The sequence below is a fragment of the Chitinispirillales bacterium ANBcel5 genome (genome assembly GCA_029688955.1).
Classification (GTDB): Bacteria; Fibrobacterota; Chitinivibrionia; order Chitinivibrionales; family Chitinispirillaceae; genus Cellulosispirillum; species Cellulosispirillum alkaliphilum.
The window spans coordinates 47,569-68,947 of record JARUKZ010000001.1; the positions used below are offsets into that span (position 1 = coordinate 47,569).

The 21,379-nt window shown below is 41.9% G+C and carries 20 protein-coding genes; 9 read left to right on the forward strand and 11 right to left on the reverse strand.

Annotated features, from left to right (window positions below; genetic code table 11):
* Positions 1-285 precede the first annotated feature (285 nt).
* Positions 286-1,284 carry a transposase gene (locus QA601_00200; protein ID MDG5813486.1) on the reverse strand — a complete coding sequence of 333 codons (999 nt, stop codon included), beginning with the start codon at positions 1,282-1,284 and terminating at the stop codon, positions 286-288.
* A gap of 329 nt (positions 1,285-1,613) precedes the next feature.
* Here QA601_00200 and QA601_00205 point away from each other — a divergent pair, with 329 nt between their 5' ends.
* Positions 1,614-3,158 (forward strand): YifB family Mg chelatase-like AAA ATPase, encoded by a 1,545-nt coding sequence (locus tag QA601_00205; protein ID MDG5813487.1) that lies wholly within the window; start codon positions 1,614-1,616, stop codon positions 3,156-3,158.
* A gap of 327 nt (positions 3,159-3,485) precedes the next feature.
* Here QA601_00205 and QA601_00210 read toward each other — a convergent pair whose 3' ends face one another.
* Positions 3,486-4,376, reverse strand: a complete 891-nt coding sequence (locus QA601_00210; protein MDG5813488.1) for a T9SS type A sorting domain-containing protein — start codon at positions 4,374-4,376, stop codon at positions 3,486-3,488.
* A 300-nt stretch (positions 4,377-4,676) separates the two neighbouring features.
* Between QA601_00210 and QA601_00215 the strand changes: the two genes are divergently transcribed.
* Positions 4,677-5,180 (forward strand): flavodoxin domain-containing protein, encoded by a 504-nt coding sequence (locus tag QA601_00215; GenBank protein ID MDG5813489.1) that lies wholly within the window; start codon positions 4,677-4,679, stop codon positions 5,178-5,180.
* A 7-nt stretch (positions 5,181-5,187) separates the two neighbouring features.
* Here QA601_00215 and QA601_00220 read toward each other — a convergent pair whose 3' ends face one another.
* The 5 genes from QA601_00220 to QA601_00240 form a co-directional block, all read right to left on the reverse strand.
* The gene (locus QA601_00220; GenBank protein MDG5813490.1) at positions 5,188-5,595 is read right to left on the reverse strand and encodes a SufE family protein; all 408 of its coding nucleotides are present in this window, start codon (positions 5,593-5,595) and stop codon (positions 5,188-5,190) included.
* A gap of 17 nt (positions 5,596-5,612) precedes the next feature.
* Positions 5,613-6,830: a cysteine desulfurase gene (locus QA601_00225; GenBank protein MDG5813491.1), complete on the reverse strand. Its 1,218-nt coding sequence runs from the start codon at positions 6,828-6,830 to the stop codon at positions 5,613-5,615.
* A gap of 13 nt (positions 6,831-6,843) precedes the next feature.
* Positions 6,844-7,836: an L-histidine N(alpha)-methyltransferase gene (gene egtD, locus QA601_00230; GenBank protein MDG5813492.1), complete on the reverse strand. Its 993-nt coding sequence runs from the start codon at positions 7,834-7,836 to the stop codon at positions 6,844-6,846.
* A 35-nt stretch (positions 7,837-7,871) separates the two neighbouring features.
* On the reverse strand, positions 7,872-9,125 hold the full coding sequence (locus QA601_00235; GenBank protein MDG5813493.1) for a rhodanese-like domain-containing protein: 1,254 nt from the start codon (positions 9,123-9,125) through the stop codon (positions 7,872-7,874).
* 186 nt (positions 9,126-9,311) lie between these two features.
* Positions 9,312-9,956 (reverse strand): hypothetical protein, encoded by a 645-nt coding sequence (locus QA601_00240; GenBank protein MDG5813494.1) that lies wholly within the window; start codon positions 9,954-9,956, stop codon positions 9,312-9,314.
* Positions 9,957-10,132: 176 nt separating this feature from the next.
* Here QA601_00240 and QA601_00245 point away from each other — a divergent pair, with 176 nt between their 5' ends.
* The 3 genes from QA601_00245 to QA601_00255 all read left to right on the forward strand — a co-directional run bounded on the left by QA601_00245 (position 10,133) and on the right by QA601_00255 (position 14,009).
* Positions 10,133-10,825, forward strand: a complete 693-nt coding sequence (locus QA601_00245; GenBank protein ID MDG5813495.1) for a hypothetical protein — start codon at positions 10,133-10,135, stop codon at positions 10,823-10,825.
* A gap of 233 nt (positions 10,826-11,058) precedes the next feature.
* Positions 11,059-13,548 (forward strand): MASE3 domain-containing protein, encoded by a 2,490-nt coding sequence (locus QA601_00250; protein MDG5813496.1) that lies wholly within the window; start codon positions 11,059-11,061, stop codon positions 13,546-13,548.
* Entirely contained in the window at positions 13,545-14,009 is a 465-nt protein-coding gene (locus QA601_00255) for a metallophosphoesterase family protein (GenBank protein MDG5813497.1), read from the forward strand. The genes QA601_00250 and QA601_00255 overlap by 4 nt, the downstream gene beginning before the upstream one ends.
* Here the strand turns inward: QA601_00255 and QA601_00260 are convergent.
* Genes QA601_00260 through yhbY form a run of 3 tightly spaced genes read right to left on the reverse strand, consistent with a single transcriptional unit; the run spans position 14,006 to position 16,175 of the window.
* Positions 14,006-14,716 (reverse strand): TIGR01621 family pseudouridine synthase, encoded by a 711-nt coding sequence (locus QA601_00260; GenBank protein ID MDG5813498.1) that lies wholly within the window; start codon positions 14,714-14,716, stop codon positions 14,006-14,008. The genes QA601_00255 and QA601_00260 overlap by 4 nt on opposite strands.
* On the reverse strand, positions 14,671-15,849 hold the full coding sequence (dinB, locus tag QA601_00265; GenBank protein ID MDG5813499.1) for a DNA polymerase IV: 1,179 nt from the start codon (positions 15,847-15,849) through the stop codon (positions 14,671-14,673). The genes QA601_00260 and dinB overlap by 46 nt, the downstream gene beginning before the upstream one ends.
* 29 nt (positions 15,850-15,878) lie before the next feature.
* A complete protein-coding gene (yhbY, locus tag QA601_00270; GenBank protein ID MDG5813500.1) occupies positions 15,879-16,175 on the reverse strand; it encodes a ribosome assembly RNA-binding protein YhbY in 297 nt (98 codons plus the stop codon).
* 269 nt (positions 16,176-16,444) lie between these two features.
* On the opposite strand from yhbY, the gene QA601_00275 reads away from it, so the two are divergent.
* Both QA601_00275 and QA601_00280 read left to right on the forward strand, forming a co-directional pair.
* Entirely contained in the window at positions 16,445-17,077 is a 633-nt protein-coding gene (locus QA601_00275) for a chromate transporter (GenBank protein ID MDG5813501.1), read from the forward strand.
* A complete protein-coding gene (locus QA601_00280) occupies positions 17,070-17,594 on the forward strand; it encodes a chromate transporter (protein MDG5813502.1) in 525 nt (174 codons plus the stop codon). The genes QA601_00275 and QA601_00280 overlap by 8 nt, the downstream gene beginning before the upstream one ends.
* 5 nt (positions 17,595-17,599) lie before the next feature.
* Here the strand turns inward: QA601_00280 and QA601_00285 are convergent, their stop codons facing one another.
* Positions 17,600-17,998: a response regulator gene (locus QA601_00285; protein MDG5813503.1), complete on the reverse strand. Its 399-nt coding sequence runs from the start codon at positions 17,996-17,998 to the stop codon at positions 17,600-17,602.
* Positions 17,999-18,178: 180 nt separating this feature from the next.
* Between QA601_00285 and rocF the strand changes: the two genes are divergently transcribed.
* Together rocF and QA601_00295 are read left to right on the forward strand one after the other, a co-directional pair.
* A complete protein-coding gene (gene rocF / locus QA601_00290) occupies positions 18,179-19,066 on the forward strand; it encodes an arginase (GenBank protein ID MDG5813504.1) in 888 nt (295 codons plus the stop codon).
* Positions 19,067-19,159: 93 nt separating this feature from the next.
* Positions 19,160-21,331, forward strand: coding sequence for a S8 family serine peptidase (locus tag QA601_00295; protein ID MDG5813505.1), 2,172 nt, complete (start codon positions 19,160-19,162; stop codon positions 21,329-21,331).
* Positions 21,332-21,379 lie beyond the last annotated feature (48 nt).

A 21,379-nucleotide genomic window follows, 5' to 3' on the forward strand; every position in this document is an offset into this window, starting at 1 on the left:
TAACCACCCCAAGTTTTTTGCGCATATATAAGGATAAGATTTTTGTGGCTAAGTGAAAGGTGCGATCAAAGGTACGGACTGTTTATAGTATCTTATCGCTTCATAGTTTATTTTAACAACACACTAGAGGTTTAGGTTGTTTGTAATTCAGGTTATATGTTCCAGGCAGGTAAATATTGGAATATAATGATAGTGATCAACCACTTTAGGAGGAGAGTCTTACTATAAGGACAATTCCTTAAACAGAAAGTCCTAGGTTCTACTTAAGTATACTATGGAGTTATTTCAATGGTTAATGTTTGGCGAGGGGATTTGATTAAGTTCTTTGTGATATCTTTTCCTACCCTGTTTAGCCAAGCGTGAAACAGATCCAATACTGATCTTTAGGTACTCTGAGATTACAGAGCAGGGAATGAGTTCTAATTCATGCACCAGATAACAAAAACTTGCTCGGGCTTGGGTGACCATGTTTATTCTACCACGTCTAAATAATGCATATGGTTCTATTTTGTGAGTATTGCAGACTGATTTCATCGTGGTTTTAAGTACGTATGGATAATCTGAAACGCGATGCTTTCTGTTGAGATTTTTCTTGTACTTTTCAAGAGTTTCTTTTACATATTTGGAGTCTCCAATTACAGCAGGCCATCCTTTACACGATATTTTTATTTCCAGATTATTAGTTTCTGGTAATTTACCAGCACACTTCAAGTCATCGAAGCAAAAATTATCATCGCAATAGGATCTATAATTATTTACCCCTTCTAGTCGATTTTTGCCAAATCGTACCAGGCACTCATCTCTGTCCTGAAAACTTTCACCTATGGATCCAGGTTTCCCAATTAAAAACCCATGTCCACACCATGAGTAACTTTCTAATTGTTCTAATGACCGAACTTTACCGGCCCTAAGGGGGTTAAGATGAATGTATTTGATTAATTGAGAAGCATATCCCTGGTCCTGACAAATTACTGATTTAAATCGGTTTTGAAACAAATATCCCCGTCTTTTATGTCTTTTATTATAATATTGAGCATATCCCCCATTCAATGCTCGCATAAGCTTACTCATGGGTAGATAATTTGTTCTAACGAGTAGGTGGTAGTGATTATCCATCAATGTCCAGGCGTAGCACTTATATCCAGTTTTCCTTAACCCCTCTTTAAGTCTTTGAAGAAAGTCGTTTCTATCAGAATCGTCAACAAAAAGATCTCTCTGTTCTATGGAATGAGCCATTATGTGAGCTAAGGCACCGGGTACTTCGATTCGTCTTGTGGTAGGCATGTGATCCCCTTCGATAAGAGTAAGGAAAAATGCTGCCAATGAATTATGCAAAATAAATGCCAAATGTGCAAAAGGTTTTTTAAATGTCCAAAACAGTGAGATTAAAGAAAATACCTACTTCCATTCTCAGATTGAGAAAAACTTTGAGACTAAAAGCTAGTCCGTACCTAAAGAGCGATAAAAGCATAAAAGGCAGTCCGTACCCTACAGTCAGCAAAAAAAAGTTGACCAAAAGACTCCCCGTAACTAATTTATTAAACAGTACTCTCATTTACGACCTCTTTTTTCCAGTTTAAAATTCACTAAACCAACGAAAGCGCGGGTAATGGATGCTTGCTAAACTGCGTTCAATGGCTGTTCTCGGTATTGATGCATTCGAAGTGGGTATAGAAGCAGATGTTTTTGACATGGTTCCGGCTTTTACCATTGTGGGATTGCCTGACGGTGCGATAAGGGAGTCTCGGGAAAGGGTAATGTCAGCGGTAAAAAATTGTGGTTACGAATTTCCACCCAGAAAAGTCACTGTCAATCTGGCCCCGGCTGATGTAAAAAAGGAGGGTTCTGCTTTTGATTTGCCTATTGCGGTGGGGCTGTTGATGGCCTCGGGGCAGGTAACCATCTCAGATTTAAACGACTTTGTTATAGTAGGAGAACTTTCACTCGATGGTTCTGTAAAAAAAGTTAAGGGTATGCTCTCTATGGCTATCTGTGCCAGGGATATGGGTATAAAAGGAATGATTATTCCAAAAGATAATGCCAGGGAGGCTTCCGTTGCAGAAGGTGTTTCTATATATCCCGTTGAAAATCTTTCTGAGGCCATCGCTTTTCTTCAGAAACTTGAGCCTATCACCCCACACTCCACAGATCTGGGAGCACTTTTCAATCAGGCAAGAAAATACGGAGTTGATTTTAAGGATGTTAAAGGGCAGGAGCATGTTAAACGGGCTCTTATGGTTGCTGCTGCAGGATCACATAATATTCTTATGATTGGTCCACCTGGTTCAGGAAAAACCATGCTCGCCAGGCGACTGCCCACCATACTGCCCGATCTGTCGCTCAATGAAGCCCTTGAAACTACAAAAATTCACTCTGTCGCCGGACTCCTCGATTCTTCAACTCCACTTTTAGCGGTACGCCCCTACCGCTCACCACACCATACAATAAGTGATGCCGGTTTGATCGGGGGTGGCTCCTATCCCCGTCCCGGTGAAGTGAGCCTTAGTCATCATGGCGTATTGTTTCTTGATGAACTTCCGGAATTCAATAAAAACGTACTTGAAAATCTACGTCAACCGCTTGAAGATGGAAGGGTTACAATTTCCAGGGCTGCAATGTCTCTTTCTTACCCTGCCCGCTTTATGTTAGCAGTGGCTTTAAATCCCTGCCCCTGTGGCTACTATACAGATACAAGGCATAACTGTACCTGTGCACCACCTCAGATTCAGCGCTATATGTCAAAAATTTCCGGCCCCTTACTGGATAGAATCGATATTCATATCGAAGTTCCAGCACTAACCTATGAAGAGCTTTCGCAGAAAACTCCGGGGCTGGATTCTACATCTTTGAGAAATCAGGTGTGTCAGGCCCGTAGCATTCAGCTTGAGCGTTTTGGGGGAAAAAAGAAAATATTTTGCAATGCGCACATGGAGTCTCGGCATATAAGAAAATATTGCGATCTGGATGATAGTTGCCTTGAGCGTCTAAAAAGTGCCATTGAAAAGCTGGGCCTTTCTGCACGGGCCTATGACAGAATTCTGAAAGTTGCAAGAACAATAGCAGATATAGAGGGGGAGGAATGCATACGTTCACCGCATATCTCAGAAGCGATTCAATATAGAAGTTTAGACCGTAAGTTGTGGCTTGGTGATACCTGAGAAAAAATGGGCATACATAAACAATCAAATAAGCTCAGCTAAGAAAACTGGTATGGGCAACAGGTGTGATCGTTTCATGGTAAGTGGATGGAATTTCTCCACAAAAACCTCATTGTCGACCTTATTTTTGGCGAGTCTATTTGGTTATTCGGACCGTTCACATTGTTGCATTTTGGGCTGGTAAAAGGAATGAAGGCAATATTTTTAGTGTGATATATTGCTACACTTAAGACATCTTTACTTCCAAAATGCTACGCTTGCGCTTTGGGGCGCAGGTCTTAAAGAGCCCCGGGCAATAGGTCCGGTTGTTTGTAGTAAGACCAAACCTTACTTCACCACTACCCGTATTCCCCTCGATGTGTGGTGATTGCTGAGTCTGATGAAGTAGACTCCCGCTGGTGTGTTGCTGGTATTCCAGCTAATTACCTTGCCGTTTGACGCCCCCAGTCTCTCTATGACCTTCCCCTGCATATCAATTACTGATACGCGCGGAGCTTCTGTACTGCTCCAACCGCTCATATCAAGGGTGACCGTTTGGCCCTGCACAGTATGCAGCTCTTTAATAGCACGTTTAGCTGGTTTATAATCTGCTCTGGTGGTATGAACGGGGCTAAAGTAGAAACTGTATACTGAATCGGTGTTAACTTCATAGATGACCTGTGGTGAGGTGGTATAGTCAACGGTATCTCCCGAAACGGAGTCTACCATACCGGCTATGATGGTAACTAATGAATATCTCAGGTCCCGGTTGATTTCAAAATTACCTTTGTGGTCACTAGTAACGGAGTTATCAGTATTATGCGATAAAGATTGTTCCTCAACGGATTCACTCAGAGTACCTGTACCCTTTTCAAAAGTATCTCCCTGGTAGGGTGGTTCATACTGCTCTCTTCCCGGATCAATTACCCCGTAAAGAGGCCGTGCATCACCGGGAGGTATGGGTTCATAATATGGTGGTGGTAATATACCGTATTCCGGCATTACAATGTACGTTTGGCTGAAGATAAGTCTGGTGTTGGTTATAGCTGTGGAATCGGATGCACGAAGAGCTCTTCCTCTAAAGTTTTTACCATCTGATAATGATTCATTGCCGAAAGCTTTTGGGCCCTGGCCGCTTACAACACAGAAAAATGCAAAAAAAAGTGTAACGGCTTTAGCGTAGAGTAAAACAGCTGAGTGCCAGGACCAGCGTGAAGCTCTGATGATCTTTTTTCCCATATAACACTCCTAATTGCAGGGCTGTGATAGTATCTGTGTCAGCAATGCTTTTAGTTATAATGTAAAAAATCATTATACTTAATATATAATAATATTCTCACTTATGAGTTTATAGAGAGAAATAAATGTATACAGGTGTTTTTATATAGACATAATAACGAACACTGTACAATCTCAGTAATTTGACCAGGCAATCTCAAGTTATTTGGCCTGTCCATTCACCTCTTTGCTTCAATTAATTTGAAAAAAGGCATCTATGGGAAATTATATTTTATTAGCATTTTTTTTGGAGAAATAAAAATGAAACTACTTATAGCATATGCGAGTGCTTCTGGATCAACATCTCAAATAGCCCAATGTATTGCAGAAACTATGGGTAAGCAGGAGCATATTACTGCTGAAGCAAAATCGGTTAAAGAGGTGAAAGCTACCGAACAGTATGATGCCATCATTTTGGGCTCAGCTATAAGGATGGGCCGTCCGCTCAAAGAGATGGTAACGTTTGCTTCAAAACGTGCAACAGTCCTTCAAACAAAAAAGGTTGCTATATTTGCGGTTTGTATGGCTCCCCAAAATGATAACCCCGAAAGCCAGAAAGATGCTTCTACCTATCTTGAACCAATCAAGCAGTTTGTTAAACCTGTATCAGAAAAACTGTTTGCAGGCAAAATTGATCCCCAAAAATTGAAATTATTCCCAAGGTTGGTTTTAAAGGCAGTAAAGGCTCCCACTGGAGATTTCAGGGACTGGGATGGCATAAAAACGTGGGCTAAGGAGTTAAGTGTGATACTTCAGGAGGTCTGAAACAAGGTTAACAGAAGTTCTTTGCGATCTCCTTAATTCTACTCATTATGCCGTTTACTCCATTGGCACGGGAGGGAGAAAGCTTTGAATGGAGACCACTTTTTTCTAAAAAAAACAGCTCAGCATTAGCTACATCTTCTGCGGGCTGATTATTAAGGATCTCCGTAAACAGGTGTAGTATTCCTTTTATAATAAGAGAATCACTGTCAACAAGATAAAATATTTTGCCATCAATGATTTGGGCACTTATCCATACCTGAGACTGACAATCGGATATAAGATTGTCTTCTGATTGAAAGTTTTCCTTTAAGTTGTTATGCGTTTTCCCCTTAGTGATCAAAAATTCATAACGATCCCAGTCATCGAGCGCGCTTATAGTAGTGGTGATTAGGTTTTGTTTCTCATTTATGTTCATAAAACCCCTTGCAATTTCTAAGTTAACAAATTTAACACTCTTTTAATGCCCTGAATAAAGAGATCAATCTCCTGATTTGTATTGTATAGTGCGAAGCTGGCTCTGATACAATTTTTAATACCAAGTCGTTTCATAAGTGGTTGGGCGCAGTGCGTACCTGAGCGGACAGCTATTGCCATTCTGTCTAATAAGGCTGCAACGTCGTATGAAGAGATACCATCTATATTAAAGGAAAGTGCTCCTGTTCTGTTGGTTTGAGGTCCATAAATGGTGATATGCTCCAGTTCCATCAGTTTTTGGGTGGCATACTCCATGAGGTTTTTTTCATGTTGCTCAATGGAATTAAGACCGATATCGTTTAAAAAGTCGATTGCTGCTTTGAGGCTCAATGCCCCGGAAATATTTGGAGTCCCTGCTTCAAATTTATTGGGCGGAGAGCAAAATTCGGTAGAAAAAAGATCAACAGATGAGATCATTCCACCCCCATATTGATAGGCAGAGATCGTATCCAGCCACTTCTTTTTGCCATACAGTACCCCGATTCCGGTTTGGGCATACATCTTATGTCCGGAAAATGCCACAAAATCACAGTCCAGCTCTTTAACATCGATTTTGGTGTGTTGTATACATTGAGCTGCATCCAGCACTACAGGTATATTGAAGCTATGAGCGGTTTTGATTATTGCATTAACAGGGTTCACTGTACCAAGAACATTAGAGACCATAGTGATGGCTATCAGTTTTGTTTTTTGGGTAATTAAAGAGAGCAAAAGATCGGCTCTGAGTATTCCGTTGTCGGTGATAGGAATGACTTTAAGAGTTGCTTTTTTCTGTTTACACAAAACCTGCCATGGAACAAGGTTTGAGTGATGTTCCATCTCTGAAATAATTATCTCATCACCTTCCGACACATTAACAGCTCCAAAACAAGTGGCAACCATATTAATGGCTTCGGTGGTACCACGGGTGAATATAATTTCACTGGAGTTTTCCGCTCCTATAAACTCCCTTACTGATTCCCTGGAGCTTTCATACATCTCAGTGGCTTTTTCACTAAGATAGTGTATTCCACGATGAATATTTGAGTTCCATTGACAGTAGAATTGTGAGACACTATCGATTACCTGTACCGGCTTGTGAGTGGTAGCAGAATTATCAAAATAAACAAGGGTAGAACCATTGATTTTCTTTGATAGAATGGGAAAAGAAGATCTAACTCTTTCTACATTCATCATATATCAGAGTAGGTTAGTTAGATGTTACAAGTGAAAACCAGTTCATCGAATCATTATGAAATTCCTTTGGTTTGAAACCAGCCGATTTCAATTCACCAGCAATTTGAGATAAGGTGAATTTGTAGGAATTTTCGGTGTGGATTCGCTCCCCTTTTCTGATATGCATCTTAAAAGGCATGCATGGACTTGATATTTGCATCTCACGGAGCGCCTCAATGTGCATTTCTATTCTTGAATGCCGCTCGTTATAGAATGCTCGATGACAGAAATTTTGAATGTCGAAATTGGAATGTAGTACACTGTTTGCAACATTTAGTATGTTTAAGTTGAAATCAGCAGTGATGTTTTGGGAATCGTTGTATGCACTTTCTAAAATAGATTTATCTTTTATTAAATCAACACCAAGGATAAACAGGTCCTTTTCAGTCATTACCTTTCTGAGATTTTTGAAAAAGGATTTCCTCTTATAAGAGGAAAAATTTCCAATTGTTGATCCCAGAACCATGAAAAGGCGTTTTCGACCTCCTGAAATTGTGTTTATTTGTGTAAAAAGATCTCCTACGATTCCTTCTAATGCAAGGCCGGGATATTTAACTGTAAGGCTTTCGGTGGAATCATCGATAGCCTTTCTGCTTATATCAACAGGAATATACCGTGTAGAATCTAAGTTACCGTTAAGTGAATCAAGAAGTGTTGAGACCTTTTGGCAGTCTCCACTTCCTAACTCTACAATGTCACACTCTGTAAGAAACTCAATTAGGTGAGGAGATAGTTGTTTAAGGAGCTTTACTTCTAATTTAGTGACGTAGTATTCCGGTAGTTGGGTGATTTTTTTGAATAAATCTGATCCTAAATCATCGTAAAAAAACAAACTTGCTATTGCCCGTGGAGATTTTATTAACCCATCAATAAGCATTTCAACAGCCTTTGTTTTTTCCATCCCAAAACAGGTGTCAGCAGTTGCTTTGGGAACATCTTTTACCATGCTTTGATCTTTTACGCTCATACTTTCCCGCCAATCCATTTTACTTTATAATTTACTTATTTAGTTATTACTGGATTTGTGGGGTCATTACTCCACTCAAACCATCCCCCGTCAAAGACTGAAATATTGTGATAGCCCATAAACCATGCATTCATAAAAGCTTCACTGGCCCGCCAGCCGGTGCCACAGTAAAAGGAGTTGTGTTTGTCAGGAGTTATTCCCACATTGTTCCACATTGTTTCAATCTGATGATATTCTTTTGTAGTATGATCGACATTTCTATAGTTTTCCATATGATATGCATCGGAACCACCTTCCGCAAATACTGCACCTGGTATCCTACCTTTTTTGTTTATATAATTGTACCCGCTTACCTCACCTTTATATTCCTTGCGGCTTCTAACACATACCAAATTGCAGAGCGGATCTTTGAGTATGCCTTTAGCTTTGTCAATGTTTGTGAAATATTCCGGGTGCAGGGGTATGGGAGCTCTAAACTCTGTTACCGGCTTCTTCTTTACCCATTCTGTAGAAAGCGCATAGCTTTCATCAATCCAGGCCTGGAGCCCACCATTAAGAATTTTCACCTCTTTTACACCAGCATAACGCAAAATAACCCCCGCTCTCATTGCTCCAAGATGTCCGGCATTACTTCCGGGGAAGGGCTGGTTGTTATGTGGCGAGGAAAACTTTCCATAGAGAATGACTGTTGTATCTGTTGTAATCCCACACTCTTCAAGAGCCTTTTTAAGTTCTTCCGGGCTGCGACGGTTCCAGGTTTGTGGGTCCTCTAACTTGTTAGTGTCAAGATCGATTGCCCCGGGAATATGTCCGCTGGTATAGGAATCGGGGTTTTGATAGTGTACGTGACAAAGTATTGTGTTACCGTCATTTATCTTATTTAGTACTGAATACAGATACCGTGCTGGTATCAGGTCTCTATATCTTGACAGCTTTTGCATCGGTTTACTTGGATCCTGACACCATTGTGATATAAATGAGTTGTATAGGGCTAAGTTTGAATATCCGGCACGTTTGAGACGGTTTGCCACCATACCTACCTGGTCATCGCTATTGCCATACAGAATAAGGTAGGATTGTGGATCGATTCTTTTTTCCCTGAGAATATCGGGCCAGTCAATATATCTGGTCCACTTGCAGGGCAGCGACCTTGCACCCCGTATATGGCCTCCTCTTGCTTCATGCTGTAAACGCCACCCATTGTAAGCATCAACAGAGCGTACATCAATCAGTTCTACGTCTGCTCTTCCTAAAAGTGCTGATACCTGTGGTGTTGAGAGCGTATCCATCTGCATATCCCTCTTGTACTATATGGGTGGATAGGTAAAAATGCTATTTCTTCTTATCAATTGTATTTATTAGAGAGCAAAACAGGTGCCCGAATAGGCTTATAGGGGAAAACTTATCCCCGGAGCTGAAATGAGTTTGTTTTCAGGCTGGTAGGGAGGGAGTGTATTTAAATGAGAAAATTTGGCCTATAAACTTTTTGAAAGCAGCCAATTATAGCATCTTATATCATTATAGGCAAACGTTGCAGTCCCAACATGGTCCTGATTGTAATCCACAATTATTCGATCATATTCAGTATACTTGGTATCTGCACTTTTAAGCTTTAATTTCTGAACAAAGAGACTCTCCTTTAAGCGAGATATTTCACCAGAAGAGAGCCACAGGGGTTGTTTCAGCTCATTTTTTGGTACGCGGGTAGGATCAACGGCCCACAAAGCCGCCCATACATGGGGTAGTGCTGCACCTAGATCGAATACACCGTTACCACCATAACTGAAACCGGTGAGATAGGTGCGCTTGGGATCACCATCTTCCCCTTTCTGTATGAGTTCCACAATTTGCCTTAATGCATCACTGAATTTATACCACAGATCTCCACGCTTGGGCATTTGGGCTGCAATAACTATGAACTCATCCCGTGCCATCAGGTGACTGGTGGTTTTAAGAGGCCCGTGACGTGTAAGGCCTTCTCTGATCTCTACCGGAGCCCCCTCATCATACCCGTGAAGAAAACAGAGTATGGGTCTGGGTGAGACGGATTTGGTATCAGGAACAGAAAGCAAACAGGGTAGTGGTAACCCGCAAAGATGATGTAATCTGTTAGGGATCATGATTAAATCCTTTTTTAAGCTGGTGCCGAAAAGCCTTGACGTACATCCTGTCCATAAGATATTTAAAAGTAAGCTTATTGGTGTTTATCAAAACATACTTCCTGCTGGCTTTATCGTGTACTTTTTTCTCTCTTTAAGACAGTTAAACACTCTTAACCTCGTCTGGAGGCATGAAAATGAAACGATTACTTATGATAATGGTAGTAGTATTTCTGACTTTTTCCCACGGAGCGCTATTTGGAGGTGATCATCTTGAGAATGTTACACTTACTGAACTTATCAGCCATACACAAATGAGTTCAAAGGATGATCGATCGGTCAGAATGGTATGGTGGTTACCTGAGGAGTTTTGGGTAATTTCGATGAGGAATAATCCTGCGATGAACCAGGAGTATATCGAGGAGTTTTCTGCTGTTATAAGCGGATACACTATATTTCTTGTCCTTGATGGGACCATTTCTCCCCTTGGAACGATTAATTATGCGCCATTTGAAGAGACAATGAATAATTTGGTTCTTAGTACTGAAAACATGGTTCGTCATCTTCCTCTTCCCAGAAATGCAATCAGTTCAGATCTGAAAATGACATTAGATATGTTTAAGCCCGTTTTTTCAAACATGATGGGATCAATGGGGCAAAATATTCAATACGCAGTGTTTAGGGGTGAACAAGATGAGAGTTTATTCAGTGTTTTGGATTCTACTAATTTCACTATAACAATTCACGATGAGGTTTTTAGGTTTAACCTTCCCTTGGTTTGTTTTTTGCCCCAAAAATGGTGCAATGCGTGTGAAAAACAATTTCAGGGGGACTATAATTTCTGTCCTTACCATGGAATTGAGCTTATTATAAAAAAATCAGGACAATAGGCCATTATAGAAAAAAACATTGTAAAAATCCACAACTATGGCTTATATAATTTTTTTTATTGTTTTGATTTTTTCGACACAGGTACTGCTTTGATTAGGCTTAGCCCTTAATTATCTTTAGATAGAATTTTCTCAATCTCAATCTCGGTTGTTCTCGGCATTTCTTTCAAAATTTCTCATGATGACTAATATCGTTTTCAACAAAATAAATAGCTGCAAGGCGGACTATAGCTATGTCTATTCGAAATAACAATAGTACCTTAACCTCACTTATAATTTTAATTGTAGCCATCCTTTTTTTAATTAATCAGTTTAATTACACTCTTTATCACTCGTTAGCCGAGAATATATCGGTTGTGATTGCTTTTGGTATTTTTATTGTAACCTGGCATACAAGGTTATATAACCAAAATCCATTCTTTCTAATCATTGGTGTCTCCTACCTCTTTATAGGGTTTCTTGATTTTTTGCATATGCTCTCATACGGGCAATTAAATGTATTCGAGGGGAAAACGACCAATGTTTGTACGCAGTTTTGGGTTGCCGCGCGTTTACTGGAGTCAGGTTCATTTTTACTGGCTACACTAATGATAAATAAAAAGCTTAACCTGTTTGCTCTTATCGGTGTAAATACTGCAATAACAGTATTGATTACACTTGACATTTTCTACCTTGGACTTTTCCCTGCCTGTTTTATTGATGGTGAAGGAGTTACACTCTTTAAAATTATTTCCGAATTGGTAGTCATTACGCTATATTTTCTTTCTGCTACTTTAATATACAAAAAAAGAGATGCTTTTGATTTAAAAATAGTCAGAATCCTGCTGCTTGCTCTTGCTTTTGGTATGATTACAGAGTTTCTTCTTATCTTTTTTTCAGAACCCGAGGGATCTTTGTTTTTTATCGGCCATGTAACAAAGATTGCAAGTTTTATTTTAATATATAAGGTCTGTATTGCGGTTCGTCTTGAAGAACCGTACAATACCTTTTTTAAAGACCTTAAGGATAAAGAAGCGGAATTAAAAAAATCCAAAAGAGAGCTTGAGTGCAGAGTTAACCAAAGGACTATTCAGTTAACAGAAGCTAACTATGAGCTTGAAAAAGAGGTGATTAAAAGAAAGAAGCAGGAGGCAAAGCTTAGAAACAGTGAGGAGCGCTTCAGGGTGATTCTGAAAAATGCGGGTCTTCTTGTTGCTCATTGTGATGTAAATATGCGCTATACCTGGGTACACAGTCCATTTTTAAATGTAAAATACGATTTCCTTTTGGAAAAAAGAGATGATGAGCTTGGTAGTGATATAGATTTCAGGCAGCTTCATGAGCTTAAAACAAAGGTTTTAAAAAAGCATAAGGGAGCCAGAAAAGAGATCTTACTGAAAATTGGGGAATTAGAAAAAGTTTTTGATACCATTGTAGAACCGCTTTTGGATAAAACAGGTAAATTTGTAGGCTTAACTATCGCTGCCTTTGATGTAACCGAAAAAAAACAGGTCGAGCAAACGCTTCGTATCAGGCATAAGACGGTGGAGTCTATTTATGCAATAGCAACAACCTACACCGCATCCAGAGAAACGATGTTTGATCAGATCGCTTTAAGTATCGCAAACATTCTAAGTGTTCCACTTGTTGTAATTGGGCGTATTCAAAATGATTGTGTAGAGGCTATCACCAGGTATTACAAAGGAGACTTTACTCATGGTGGAGAGCATGAATTTTGTAACGCACCGTGTGGTAAAATCTTTGAAACACAAAAAACTCTTGAGGTTGAATCCGGTTTTGATTCACAATACCCGAAATTAGAATGTGTTGCAGCTGAATCGATGGAGGCTTTTCTGGGTGTTCCTGTGATTAGCAGAGATGGAAATGTGACCGGTTCCATCTGTATTCTTGATGATAAAAAGAGAAGGTTTTCGTCCATCGAAGTTCATCTGATTGAAATATTTGCACGCTACGCTGCTCAGGAGTTTGAACGTGAGGCGATTCAAAGGGAACTGATGCAGTCCAGGGAGATGCAGATTCTCGGTAAGCTAACTAGCGGAGTTGCTCATGAGGTAAGAAATCCCCTTAATGCTTTATATGCGATTTCAGAAGCGCTTTTTCAGGATCTTGGAGAAAATGATGAATTGAATGTGTATAGAGAACACATACGGGCACAAGTTGAACGCTTGAATGTACTGATGAAAGATTTACTTGATTTTGGAAAGCCAATAGACAAAGAGTGTAAAACAGAAATGGATATAGTGGAAGTCGTTGAAGATGCCCTTTTCTTGTGGCGTAACTCTGATGATAAACAGAAGGTCGACTTTAAATGCAGAATTCCTCAAAAAAAGGTATACGTAAACGGAGTTCTTTCTAAAATACAACAGGTGTTAATTAATTTACTGGATAATGCTTCCCAGCACAGTCCATCGGAAAGCACCATAACCGTTACTACTGAGACCCGAGGGACCTCCAAAATTGAAATTACAGTGTCTGATTGTGGAAAAGGTATAGAGCTGGATGAACCGGACAAGATATTTGAGCCCTTTTTTACCACCAGGAAAAAAGGTACAGGACTTGGTCTTTCTATAGTTAAGCACACTGTTGAACTGCATAAAGGCTCCATCAAAGCGTATAATTCAACTGATGGTCAGGGTGCAAATTTTCTCATATCACTTCCCTGTAAATGTATGTCAGATATATCAAAACAAGAAATAGAAGATGCTAAGGTCTTAAAAAAATGAAAAAAGTCGTCGCGGCTGTAATCTCAGATACTCATAACCTGCTCAGAGCTGAGCTTATTAAACTTTTAAACGGTGTGGATTTGATAATTCACGCCGGTGATATAGGTGATGATGAAATCATGGCTTCGCTTGAAAGCATCGCTCCCCTACACGCAGTAAGAGGCAATACCGATTATTCCGCACGGGCATCCACATTGCCCTTAACCGATATCGTTAGAGTGGGATCAGCTCACTTATACGTTATACATAACATCGCAGGACTGGATATCGATCCTCTTTCGGCGGGTATTAGTGCGGTTGTTTACGGCCACAGTCACAGAGCATGCAGTGAAACTAAAGATGGGGTGCTCTATTTTAACCCCGGAAGCGCGGGACCCGTACGATTCAATCTGCCGGTGACAGTTGGTTTTATTACCGAAGAGAACGGAAAGTTAAGCTCAAGGATTGAGCGGGTTATTTAATACCCCAGTGCTTTTTCTTCAAGTAATGTAATTGCCCCCGAGATTTGATGATTCGTGAACAGGGCGCCGGTTCGGGGCTGCTGTTTAAAACTGTACTCCCGCTCTTTTAATCTAAACGAGAGTGCATAGGAGTGAAGATAGCCTCTGTCCGCCTCAGAATCCATTTTACCATAAAGCGAATCTCCATAAATCGGGGCTCTGATAGATTTTAACGCTACACGTATCTGGTGTGTTTTACCCGTTTGGGGCAGGATCAGATAAAGGCGAAATTTGGGTAAAAGAGAGGTACTGAAAAACCGGGTAAACGCAGGGTTGTTTTGAGTCTTAAGAAGGATCCATTTGCCGTTGCGCCTCTTTTGCATATCGCCACTTATAACCCCCTGTTTTTTTTTAGGCTGATTACCCCCGATGGCAAGATACATCTTTTTAATCGTTTTCTTTCTGAACTGAGAGGCAAGAATTGCTGCACTTTCTTTGTGAAGAGCAAAGAGGAGAAGCCCGGAGGTCATAGTGTCGAGCCGGTGCACAGGATAAAGTTTTTCACTTTCTGTCCACTCTCTGACCTTTTGGGTAAGACCAGTAGAGTGAAAAGAGACCCCGTGATCTTTATCGATAATGCAGAAATGTTCATTTTTGTAAACTGGTGTAAACAGAGGTACTCCTACAGTTTGTTTTTCTTTGAGTTTTCGGAACCTCTTTTCAGGCATCCTGGTCCATATTTTTTAAGTACGTTGTCTACGGCTTTTTCCGCGTTTTGAAGTGTTTGTATGTGCTCATCCTGGTAAAAGAGGTTGAGTTGATGGTCCCGGCCAAAGTCACAGATCCCTATACCGATAAGTCTGAGAGTGGTGTCACGTACCTGAGAAACAAGCTTCAGCCCATACTCATAAATCACTCTGGATACATCGCAGGGACAGGGTAAAGGCATTCTTTTGGAGTGGCGGGAGAAGTCGGGTCTTCTATAGGTAAGAACAACTGTTGATCCCTTCAGGTTACTATCTCTTGCCTGTCTTGCAACGTCCTGAGACAGTGATAAGAGTACCGTTTTCCACTCCTCTCTGTTGGAACAGTCACGAGAAAAAGTATGCTCTCTGGAGATTGACTTTGGTTTCTTAGGTGGTTCAACGTTTCTTTCATCTACACCCCTGCAAAGATAATAGAGAGATGCACCCTGCTTCCCAAGCTTTTTATGAAGGTAATCAAACGGGCACTTCTGAAGATCCCCTGTGCTTACTATGCCTAATTCATAGAGCCTTTCTTTGGTCTTCTGACCAACTCCCCATATTTTACTTACAGGGAGTGTAGAAAGCCACGCTGTAATCTTATCAGTAGCAAAGGGTACCACAGTTATTCCGTTGGGTTTTTTATAATCTGAGGCTATTTTTGCCAAGAATTTATTGGGAGCAACTCCTATGGATGCACTCAGGGATTGTTGTTCCCTTATCTTCTCTAAAATCTTTTCAGCCGCATTCAGGGGTTGACCAAAAAGCCTGGCGCTTCCGGTCATATCAAGAAAAGCTTCGTCAACCGATATTTGTTCGATAAGAGGAGAAAAGGAGCGCAGGATATCCATTATCGCCCTTGACGCTTTCACATACGCATCCATCCTTGGCTTAAGGAAAATACCATGCGGGCAGCGACGGTAAGCCTCACTAACCGCCATAGCAGAGTGAACACCAAATCTCCTTGCCTCATAACTTGCAGCGCTTACCACGCCCCGTTCACCGGGCCTTGCGCCAACGATGACAGGTTTACCCTGTAAGCCGGGATTATCACGCTGCTCAACAGAGGTAAAGAACGCATCCATATCGATGTGAAAAACTACTCTCTGTTTATCCATTTGCTTACCTGTGCGTCGCGAAGAAAAACTCAGGGTAACGTTATCTGAGCTTTCTCTTTGTTTCTTCTGAATAGTATTATTTTAAACCCTAAAACCTGCACTTTTTGCGCTCCTGTTTTCCGGCAGATCTCCTCTGCTGCTTCATTGCGATCAAGCCCCGAAGACTCCAGCAGATTTATCTTTATAAGTTCATGATCATCGAGCGATTCTGATATCTGTGAAATAATTCCTTCACTTAAACCATCTTTGCCAATTTGAATCACAGGGTTTAATGAATGAGCCAGACCTTTAAGATACTGGCGCTGTTTAGTGCTGAGTTGTGACATCTGTTGTTGTTCCTTTTCCTATAAACATGAAAGCTCTAAAAATAGTTTTTTCCAACCAAAAAGTCTCTCCAGCATAAGCTATCTTAATAGTGAGCGGCTGAAAATACGTTTTGGGTGCAGACGGAATTGGCTTTGTTTTTTGTCGGTCTCAGAGTATCTTTTCATAACTCCTTGCATAATAGTAGGTATGCTGTAGCAGTGTACTGTCGTGTATTGGCGAACCAAAATCGCAAAACAGGCCAGATTCAATGAGTTTAGGACAACAAACCATGGATGAAAAAGGAATTCGGTCCCAAACTTTTGCAGAAGAATTTAGCATGAAAGACACAGATAACTTGAACAGGCCGGGTCTGTTAGAGATCTTTTGGATCTACTTTAGAGTTGGTGCACTAACTATTGGTGGTGGTTTGGTGATGATTTCGATCATCCGCCATGAGCTAACCCGCAAAGGGTGGATCGATGATGATACCTTTGTGGAGGAATTCACCACTGCTACAAGTATCCCGGGCGCAATAATCGTGAATTTTTCTCTTTTGCACGGTTACAGGATGCGGGGTGTGGGTGGAGTGTTGATTAGCCTTTTGGGAGTAGTGTTGCCCTCATTTATTATTATGGTTTTGGTTGCAGCGTTTCTCTTTCCCTATTTTGATCATGCCGGCTTTTCAGGCTTCCTAAAGGGAGCATCAGCGGCTGTGAGCGCCATTTTAGCTTACACTGCACTCACTTTTGGAAAATCGGTGTTAAAGGGTCCTCTACAGGTAATGTTGGCACTTTGTGCACTTATTTTGGCGCTTCTGCCCCAAATACATCCTGTAGTGGCATTGATAGCTATCGGTGTAGTGGGAAACTTTCTTCTTGTGAGAAGAAAAAACAGGGAGGAAACTGAATCATCTGATGGTTGAGCTGTTTTTGTTTATAAGCTTTTTGGTCATTGGTGTAGGTGCTTACGGTGGGGGGATTGCTACGATACCGCTCATTGAACATGAACTGGTATTTGTACGGCAGTGGTTAACACCTCAGGATATGGCTGAACTTATTGCGGTGGCTCAAATGACACCCGGGCCCATTGCAATCAATGCTGCAACATTTGCCGGTTACAGAGTCGCTGGATTTACAGGTGCTCTTGTTTCGACTATAGCAGTTATAACACCATCACTTATTCTTTGCTCACTGTTAATACATTTCTTTAACAAACTAAAGAACACTGATCTGGTGCAAAAAGTAAAAAAAGCGGTTTCACCTGCGGTTATGGGGTTAATACTGAGTGCTGTAGTAATCTATGGCCAAAGCTCTGTTGCAGATATTACCTCATTGAGTATCGCACTTGTCTCCTTTCTGGTACTGCTGTTCTTTCGACAGAGCATACACCCGGTTTTGCTAATTATAGTAGCTGGTATTACCGGGGTGTTTCTGTTTTGAAGGATTTAGGGAAGAGCGACTTTTGATTGAGGCATGACCGGCTTTTTACCCAACGATAATGTCACGTATTTTAGCAGTTCGGGGAAAAAATTGGGGGTGCCTTTCTGAAGTACCGGAAAGGCGTGGGTGGCTTTGTGTGCTGCTTTGGGATCGTCGGTCATTATTACACCCTTAGCTCCGGTGCAGATACTGCAGGCTTTACTTAAAAAAGAGGCACCGTTGAGTTTTGGCATATCAAAATCAGATATGATTAAAGCAGGGCACTGTTTGACATCAAGCTTTTCGAGACACTCAAGTGGGTCATAGTACACTGTGGTGTTTTCATACCCACAGATCTCAAGGTTGTACTGTACAAGCTCAGCCATCAAAGAGAAATCATCAACTATTATCACAGAATTACGCATAATTACAACACTACTTGTTTCCGTTAAACGATCGTCCTCAATAAGGTACTATTAAATTATAAGTTAGTGCACTTTTGAAATTCTACCCCAAACTACATTTATTACAGTTCAAATGTTTTAACCCCTTTCGGGTCTGCTGATTGCTCTAAAACATTATACAGCAAAAAGGAGATCTGTTGTTTGAACACGGTTGAAATAGTGGGTGTACCTCTCGATTTGGGTCAATCCAGACGGGGTGTGGACATGGGGCCCAGTGCTTTAAGGTATGCTGATTTGCAAAAAAGGCTCATGGAAACGGGGCTGGAGATTAAGGATTTAGGCAATATAAGTGTGCCGGTACGAGAGCATATTAAAGCAAAAAGAGCACTGGAGTATGCTGCTGAAATAGCAGGCGTTTGTGAGCAAATCTATAACGTCGGCTGCGCTGTTATAGAGCGGGGGAGTTTTCCGTTGTTTCTTGGCGGGGATCATTCCATCGCCATAGGAACAATCGCAGCAGTTACCGACAGAACTCCGGCAGGAGTTATCTGGATAGATAGTCATGGCGATTTTAACCTCCCTCAGACTTCTCCCAATGGCAATATTCATGGTATGCCGGTTTCGATTATTACTGGTACCGGCATAGCAGATCTGGTAAATGTTGGCAGAGTGGGGGCAAAAATTTCGACCAAAGATATCGTACTGGTTGGAGTACGGGACCTGGATTATGATGAAAAAGAACTGCTCAAAAAGAGTGGGATTAAGATTTATACCATGAGGGAGATAGATGAGCGGGGGATCGGTGAGGTGATAAAGGAAGCCATAAACTACCTCAGTGTTCTTGGAAGAATTCACGTTAGTTTGGATATGGATGCGATCGATCCGCAGGTCGCGCCAGGGGTGGGCACCCCTGCACAGGGCGGAATTACCTACAGAGAGGCTCATCTTGCCATGGAACTGATTGCTGACTCAAGCCTGGCCTGTTCTATGGATATCGTTGAAATCAATCCGGTGCTGGACTATAAAAACACAACAGCTGCAACTGCAGTCGAGATGGCTGCATCTCTTCTGGGCAAAAGAATTCTGTGAGTATATACCTCAAATCTGGAATGTTAGAATCTATGGTTGTATACTTAGGTAGAAGTGTTTGGTTATTACAATTATTCAATTTTAGGAAAGCTTGTGCAAACCCGTATAACCGTAACCATGCTTATAACCCTTTTCTTTTTAAGCTTCCCCCAGGCCCAAAGGGGGGCTCGTTTAGGGGGAACTTTCGATTTTAGCTCCCGTTCTCTTCAGAAACCCGATAGTAGCGTCTTGCTCAGAAAACGGGCATTCTGCTCATCCACTATCAGAGTGTTAGCATTGGTTGAGAGGGGGTTTGATGAATCGGCAGTAGTGGTGCGTGGCTGGGAGGTGGTCACTCGCAGTGGTGAGCTGTTAACGCTTCAGGGCTGCGAAAATGACCTGCACTTTATAAGGGGTTTAGAAGGGGTGATTGAGATTCAGGGCCCCACAAAACTCTTTCCCCAACTCGATGTGGCACGAGAGTTTTCGGCGGTCGACTCTGTTCATGAATTTATGCACACCCATCCCTATTTTGGTTTAACCGGTAAAGACATCCTGGTTGGAGTAATTGATGTTGAATTTGATATCTATCATCCCGCTTTTGTTGATTCGGCCGGTAACAGTCGGTTTGTAGCACTATGGGATCAAAGAGCCGAGGGCAGTGGAAACAGCTCTTTTGGCTATGGCGTAATCAAAACCGGAGAGCAGCTTCACTCAGATTCCTCGTTTGGCTTTGACAGCTCATCCACCCACGGTACCTCTGTTACGGGGGTGATTGCTGGCGGAGACCGCTCAGGACCCTACTATGGTATCGCTCCGGAAGCCACGATAGCCGCCGTTAAGTATGGAAACAATGCCGCTGAAATCGCCGATGCCATACGGTGGATCTTCTCCCTTGCAGACTCCATGGAGGTACCAGGTGTAATTAATCTTAGTATCGGAACTCATGAAGGGCCACATGATGGTACCTCGTTAATAGACCGGCTGATCGATTCTCTTTCGGGGCCGGGGAGGATAATCGTTGGGGCTGCAGGTAATGATGGGGCCAGGAAGGTTCATCTTTCTACGAAGCTCAGTTCTCAAACTCAGGGTACATTTGTGCAGCCCCGTGAAGTAAATGGTTTCCAAAGGTATGCTTCGGCAATAAATGTCTGGGGGGAGCCGGGTGAAAACTTCTCGGCTACCGTTTTGGTCCTCGACACTGTTTCGATGACCTATCTGGAAGGAAGCACTACTTTGCGAACCAGATTCGGTAGTTTTATAAATGCTGACACCATACTAATACCTAATAGCACTTCAGGTGCTTCCGATACAGTGATAATCAGCGCTTTTTCGGAACGTTCCAATACCCTTAACAGTAAACCCAATGTCAGGGCTTCCCTGAGGAGCAATAATAAAAAGTACTGGCTTGGGGTGTCACTTAGTGGATCGGGGAAGGTGAACATATGGAATACCGTTAACAGAGATCTCAGGGGGTTGGATACAGAACACTTCTTTGACGGGGGTAATAAATCATCCATAGTAGAGATAGGGGGTACAGCAAACAGGATCATCTCGGTGGGAGCGTACATTAACAGAGGAACCGTTACGCTCTGGGACAGCGTTCAAACCACCATTAACTCAAACCCTCTTGATCTTGCTCCCTGGTCCAGCCGCGGCCCTACTGTTGATGGCCGGATCAAACCCGATATCACCGCTCCGGGCCTTGGAGTCGTGTCGGTCATGAGCAGTGCGTATGAAAACACCGCAAACCTGGTGGTGTGGCCGGATACAGAAACCCTTTATGGCAGGTATCAGCATGGTTCCGGTACATCACTGTCTGCTCCCATGGTAGCGGGAAGCGTGGCGCTTATGTTACAGGCAGATCCCCTGCTCACCCCAGAGCGGGCAAAAGAGGCACTGAAAGCAGCAGCTACGACCGATGAGCTGACCGGCTATTCTATCCCCGACAACAATTGGGGGAGTGGGAGGCTAAATGTTTGGGGGGCAGTTAGTGAGATAACCGACTTTGTCATCACTACACAAGCACAGAGCACTCAAAATGCCAGTCTCAGGCCATCTTTTTCCATACTAAACAGGCATATAATAATAGAAAATGATGCACTGACAGATCAAAAGGTACGCTTACGGGGGTTTGATATCCGGGGCAGGCTTCAGTTTTCCACTGTCGCTACCGTTGGAGAAGCAGTGAAAATCCCCTCTGGTATTTCAAGCGGTACCCTTATATTGCACCTTGAGCATAACGGCAGATCGCATAGTTTCAATGTAAGGACATTAAACAGGTAAACGGATTCAGACCGCTATCTCAGGTGAATTTCACTACAAGACAGTCCC

Excerpts from the sequence above, each read along its gene's own strand:
- QA601_00210 (MDG5813488.1), bottom strand. The coding sequence starts at position 4,376 with ATGGGAAAAAAGATCATCAGAGCTTCACGCTGGTCCTGGCACTCAGCT.
- QA601_00240 (MDG5813494.1), bottom strand. The coding sequence starts at position 9,956 with ATGATCCCTAACAGATTACATCATCTTTGCGGGTTACCACTACCCTGT.
- QA601_00205 (MDG5813487.1), top strand. The coding sequence starts at position 1,614 with ATGCTTGCTAAACTGCGTTCAATGGCTGTTCTCGGTATTGATGCATTC.
- egtD (MDG5813492.1), bottom strand. The coding sequence starts at position 7,836 with ATGAGCGTAAAAGATCAAAGCATGGTAAAAGATGTTCCCAAAGCAACT.
- QA601_00200 (MDG5813486.1), bottom strand. The coding sequence starts at position 1,284 with ATGCCTACCACAAGACGAATCGAAGTACCCGGTGCCTTAGCTCACATA.
- QA601_00255 (MDG5813497.1), top strand. The coding sequence starts at position 13,545 with ATGAAAAAAGTCGTCGCGGCTGTAATCTCAGATACTCATAACCTGCTC.
- QA601_00235 (MDG5813493.1), bottom strand. The coding sequence starts at position 9,125 with ATGGATACGCTCTCAACACCACAGGTATCAGCACTTTTAGGAAGAGCA.
- QA601_00245 (MDG5813495.1), top strand. The coding sequence starts at position 10,133 with ATGAAACGATTACTTATGATAATGGTAGTAGTATTTCTGACTTTTTCC.
- QA601_00225 (MDG5813491.1), bottom strand. The coding sequence starts at position 6,830 with ATGATGAATGTAGAAAGAGTTAGATCTTCTTTTCCCATTCTATCAAAG.
- QA601_00285 (MDG5813503.1), bottom strand. The coding sequence starts at position 17,998 with ATGCGTAATTCTGTGATAATAGTTGATGATTTCTCTTTGATGGCTGAG.
- QA601_00220 (MDG5813490.1), bottom strand. The coding sequence starts at position 5,595 with ATGAACATAAATGAGAAACAAAACCTAATCACCACTACTATAAGCGCG.
- QA601_00215 (MDG5813489.1), top strand. The coding sequence starts at position 4,677 with ATGAAACTACTTATAGCATATGCGAGTGCTTCTGGATCAACATCTCAA.
- dinB (MDG5813499.1), bottom strand. The coding sequence starts at position 15,849 with ATGGATAAACAGAGAGTAGTTTTTCACATCGATATGGATGCGTTCTTT.
- QA601_00260 (MDG5813498.1), bottom strand. The coding sequence starts at position 14,716 with ATGCCTGAAAAGAGGTTCCGAAAACTCAAAGAAAAACAAACTGTAGGA.
- yhbY (MDG5813500.1), bottom strand. The coding sequence starts at position 16,175 with ATGTCACAACTCAGCACTAAACAGCGCCAGTATCTTAAAGGTCTGGCT.
- QA601_00275 (MDG5813501.1), top strand. The coding sequence starts at position 16,445 with ATGGATGAAAAAGGAATTCGGTCCCAAACTTTTGCAGAAGAATTTAGC.
- QA601_00250 (MDG5813496.1), top strand. The coding sequence starts at position 11,059 with ATGTCTATTCGAAATAACAATAGTACCTTAACCTCACTTATAATTTTA.
- QA601_00280 (MDG5813502.1), top strand. The coding sequence starts at position 17,070 with ATGGTTGAGCTGTTTTTGTTTATAAGCTTTTTGGTCATTGGTGTAGGT.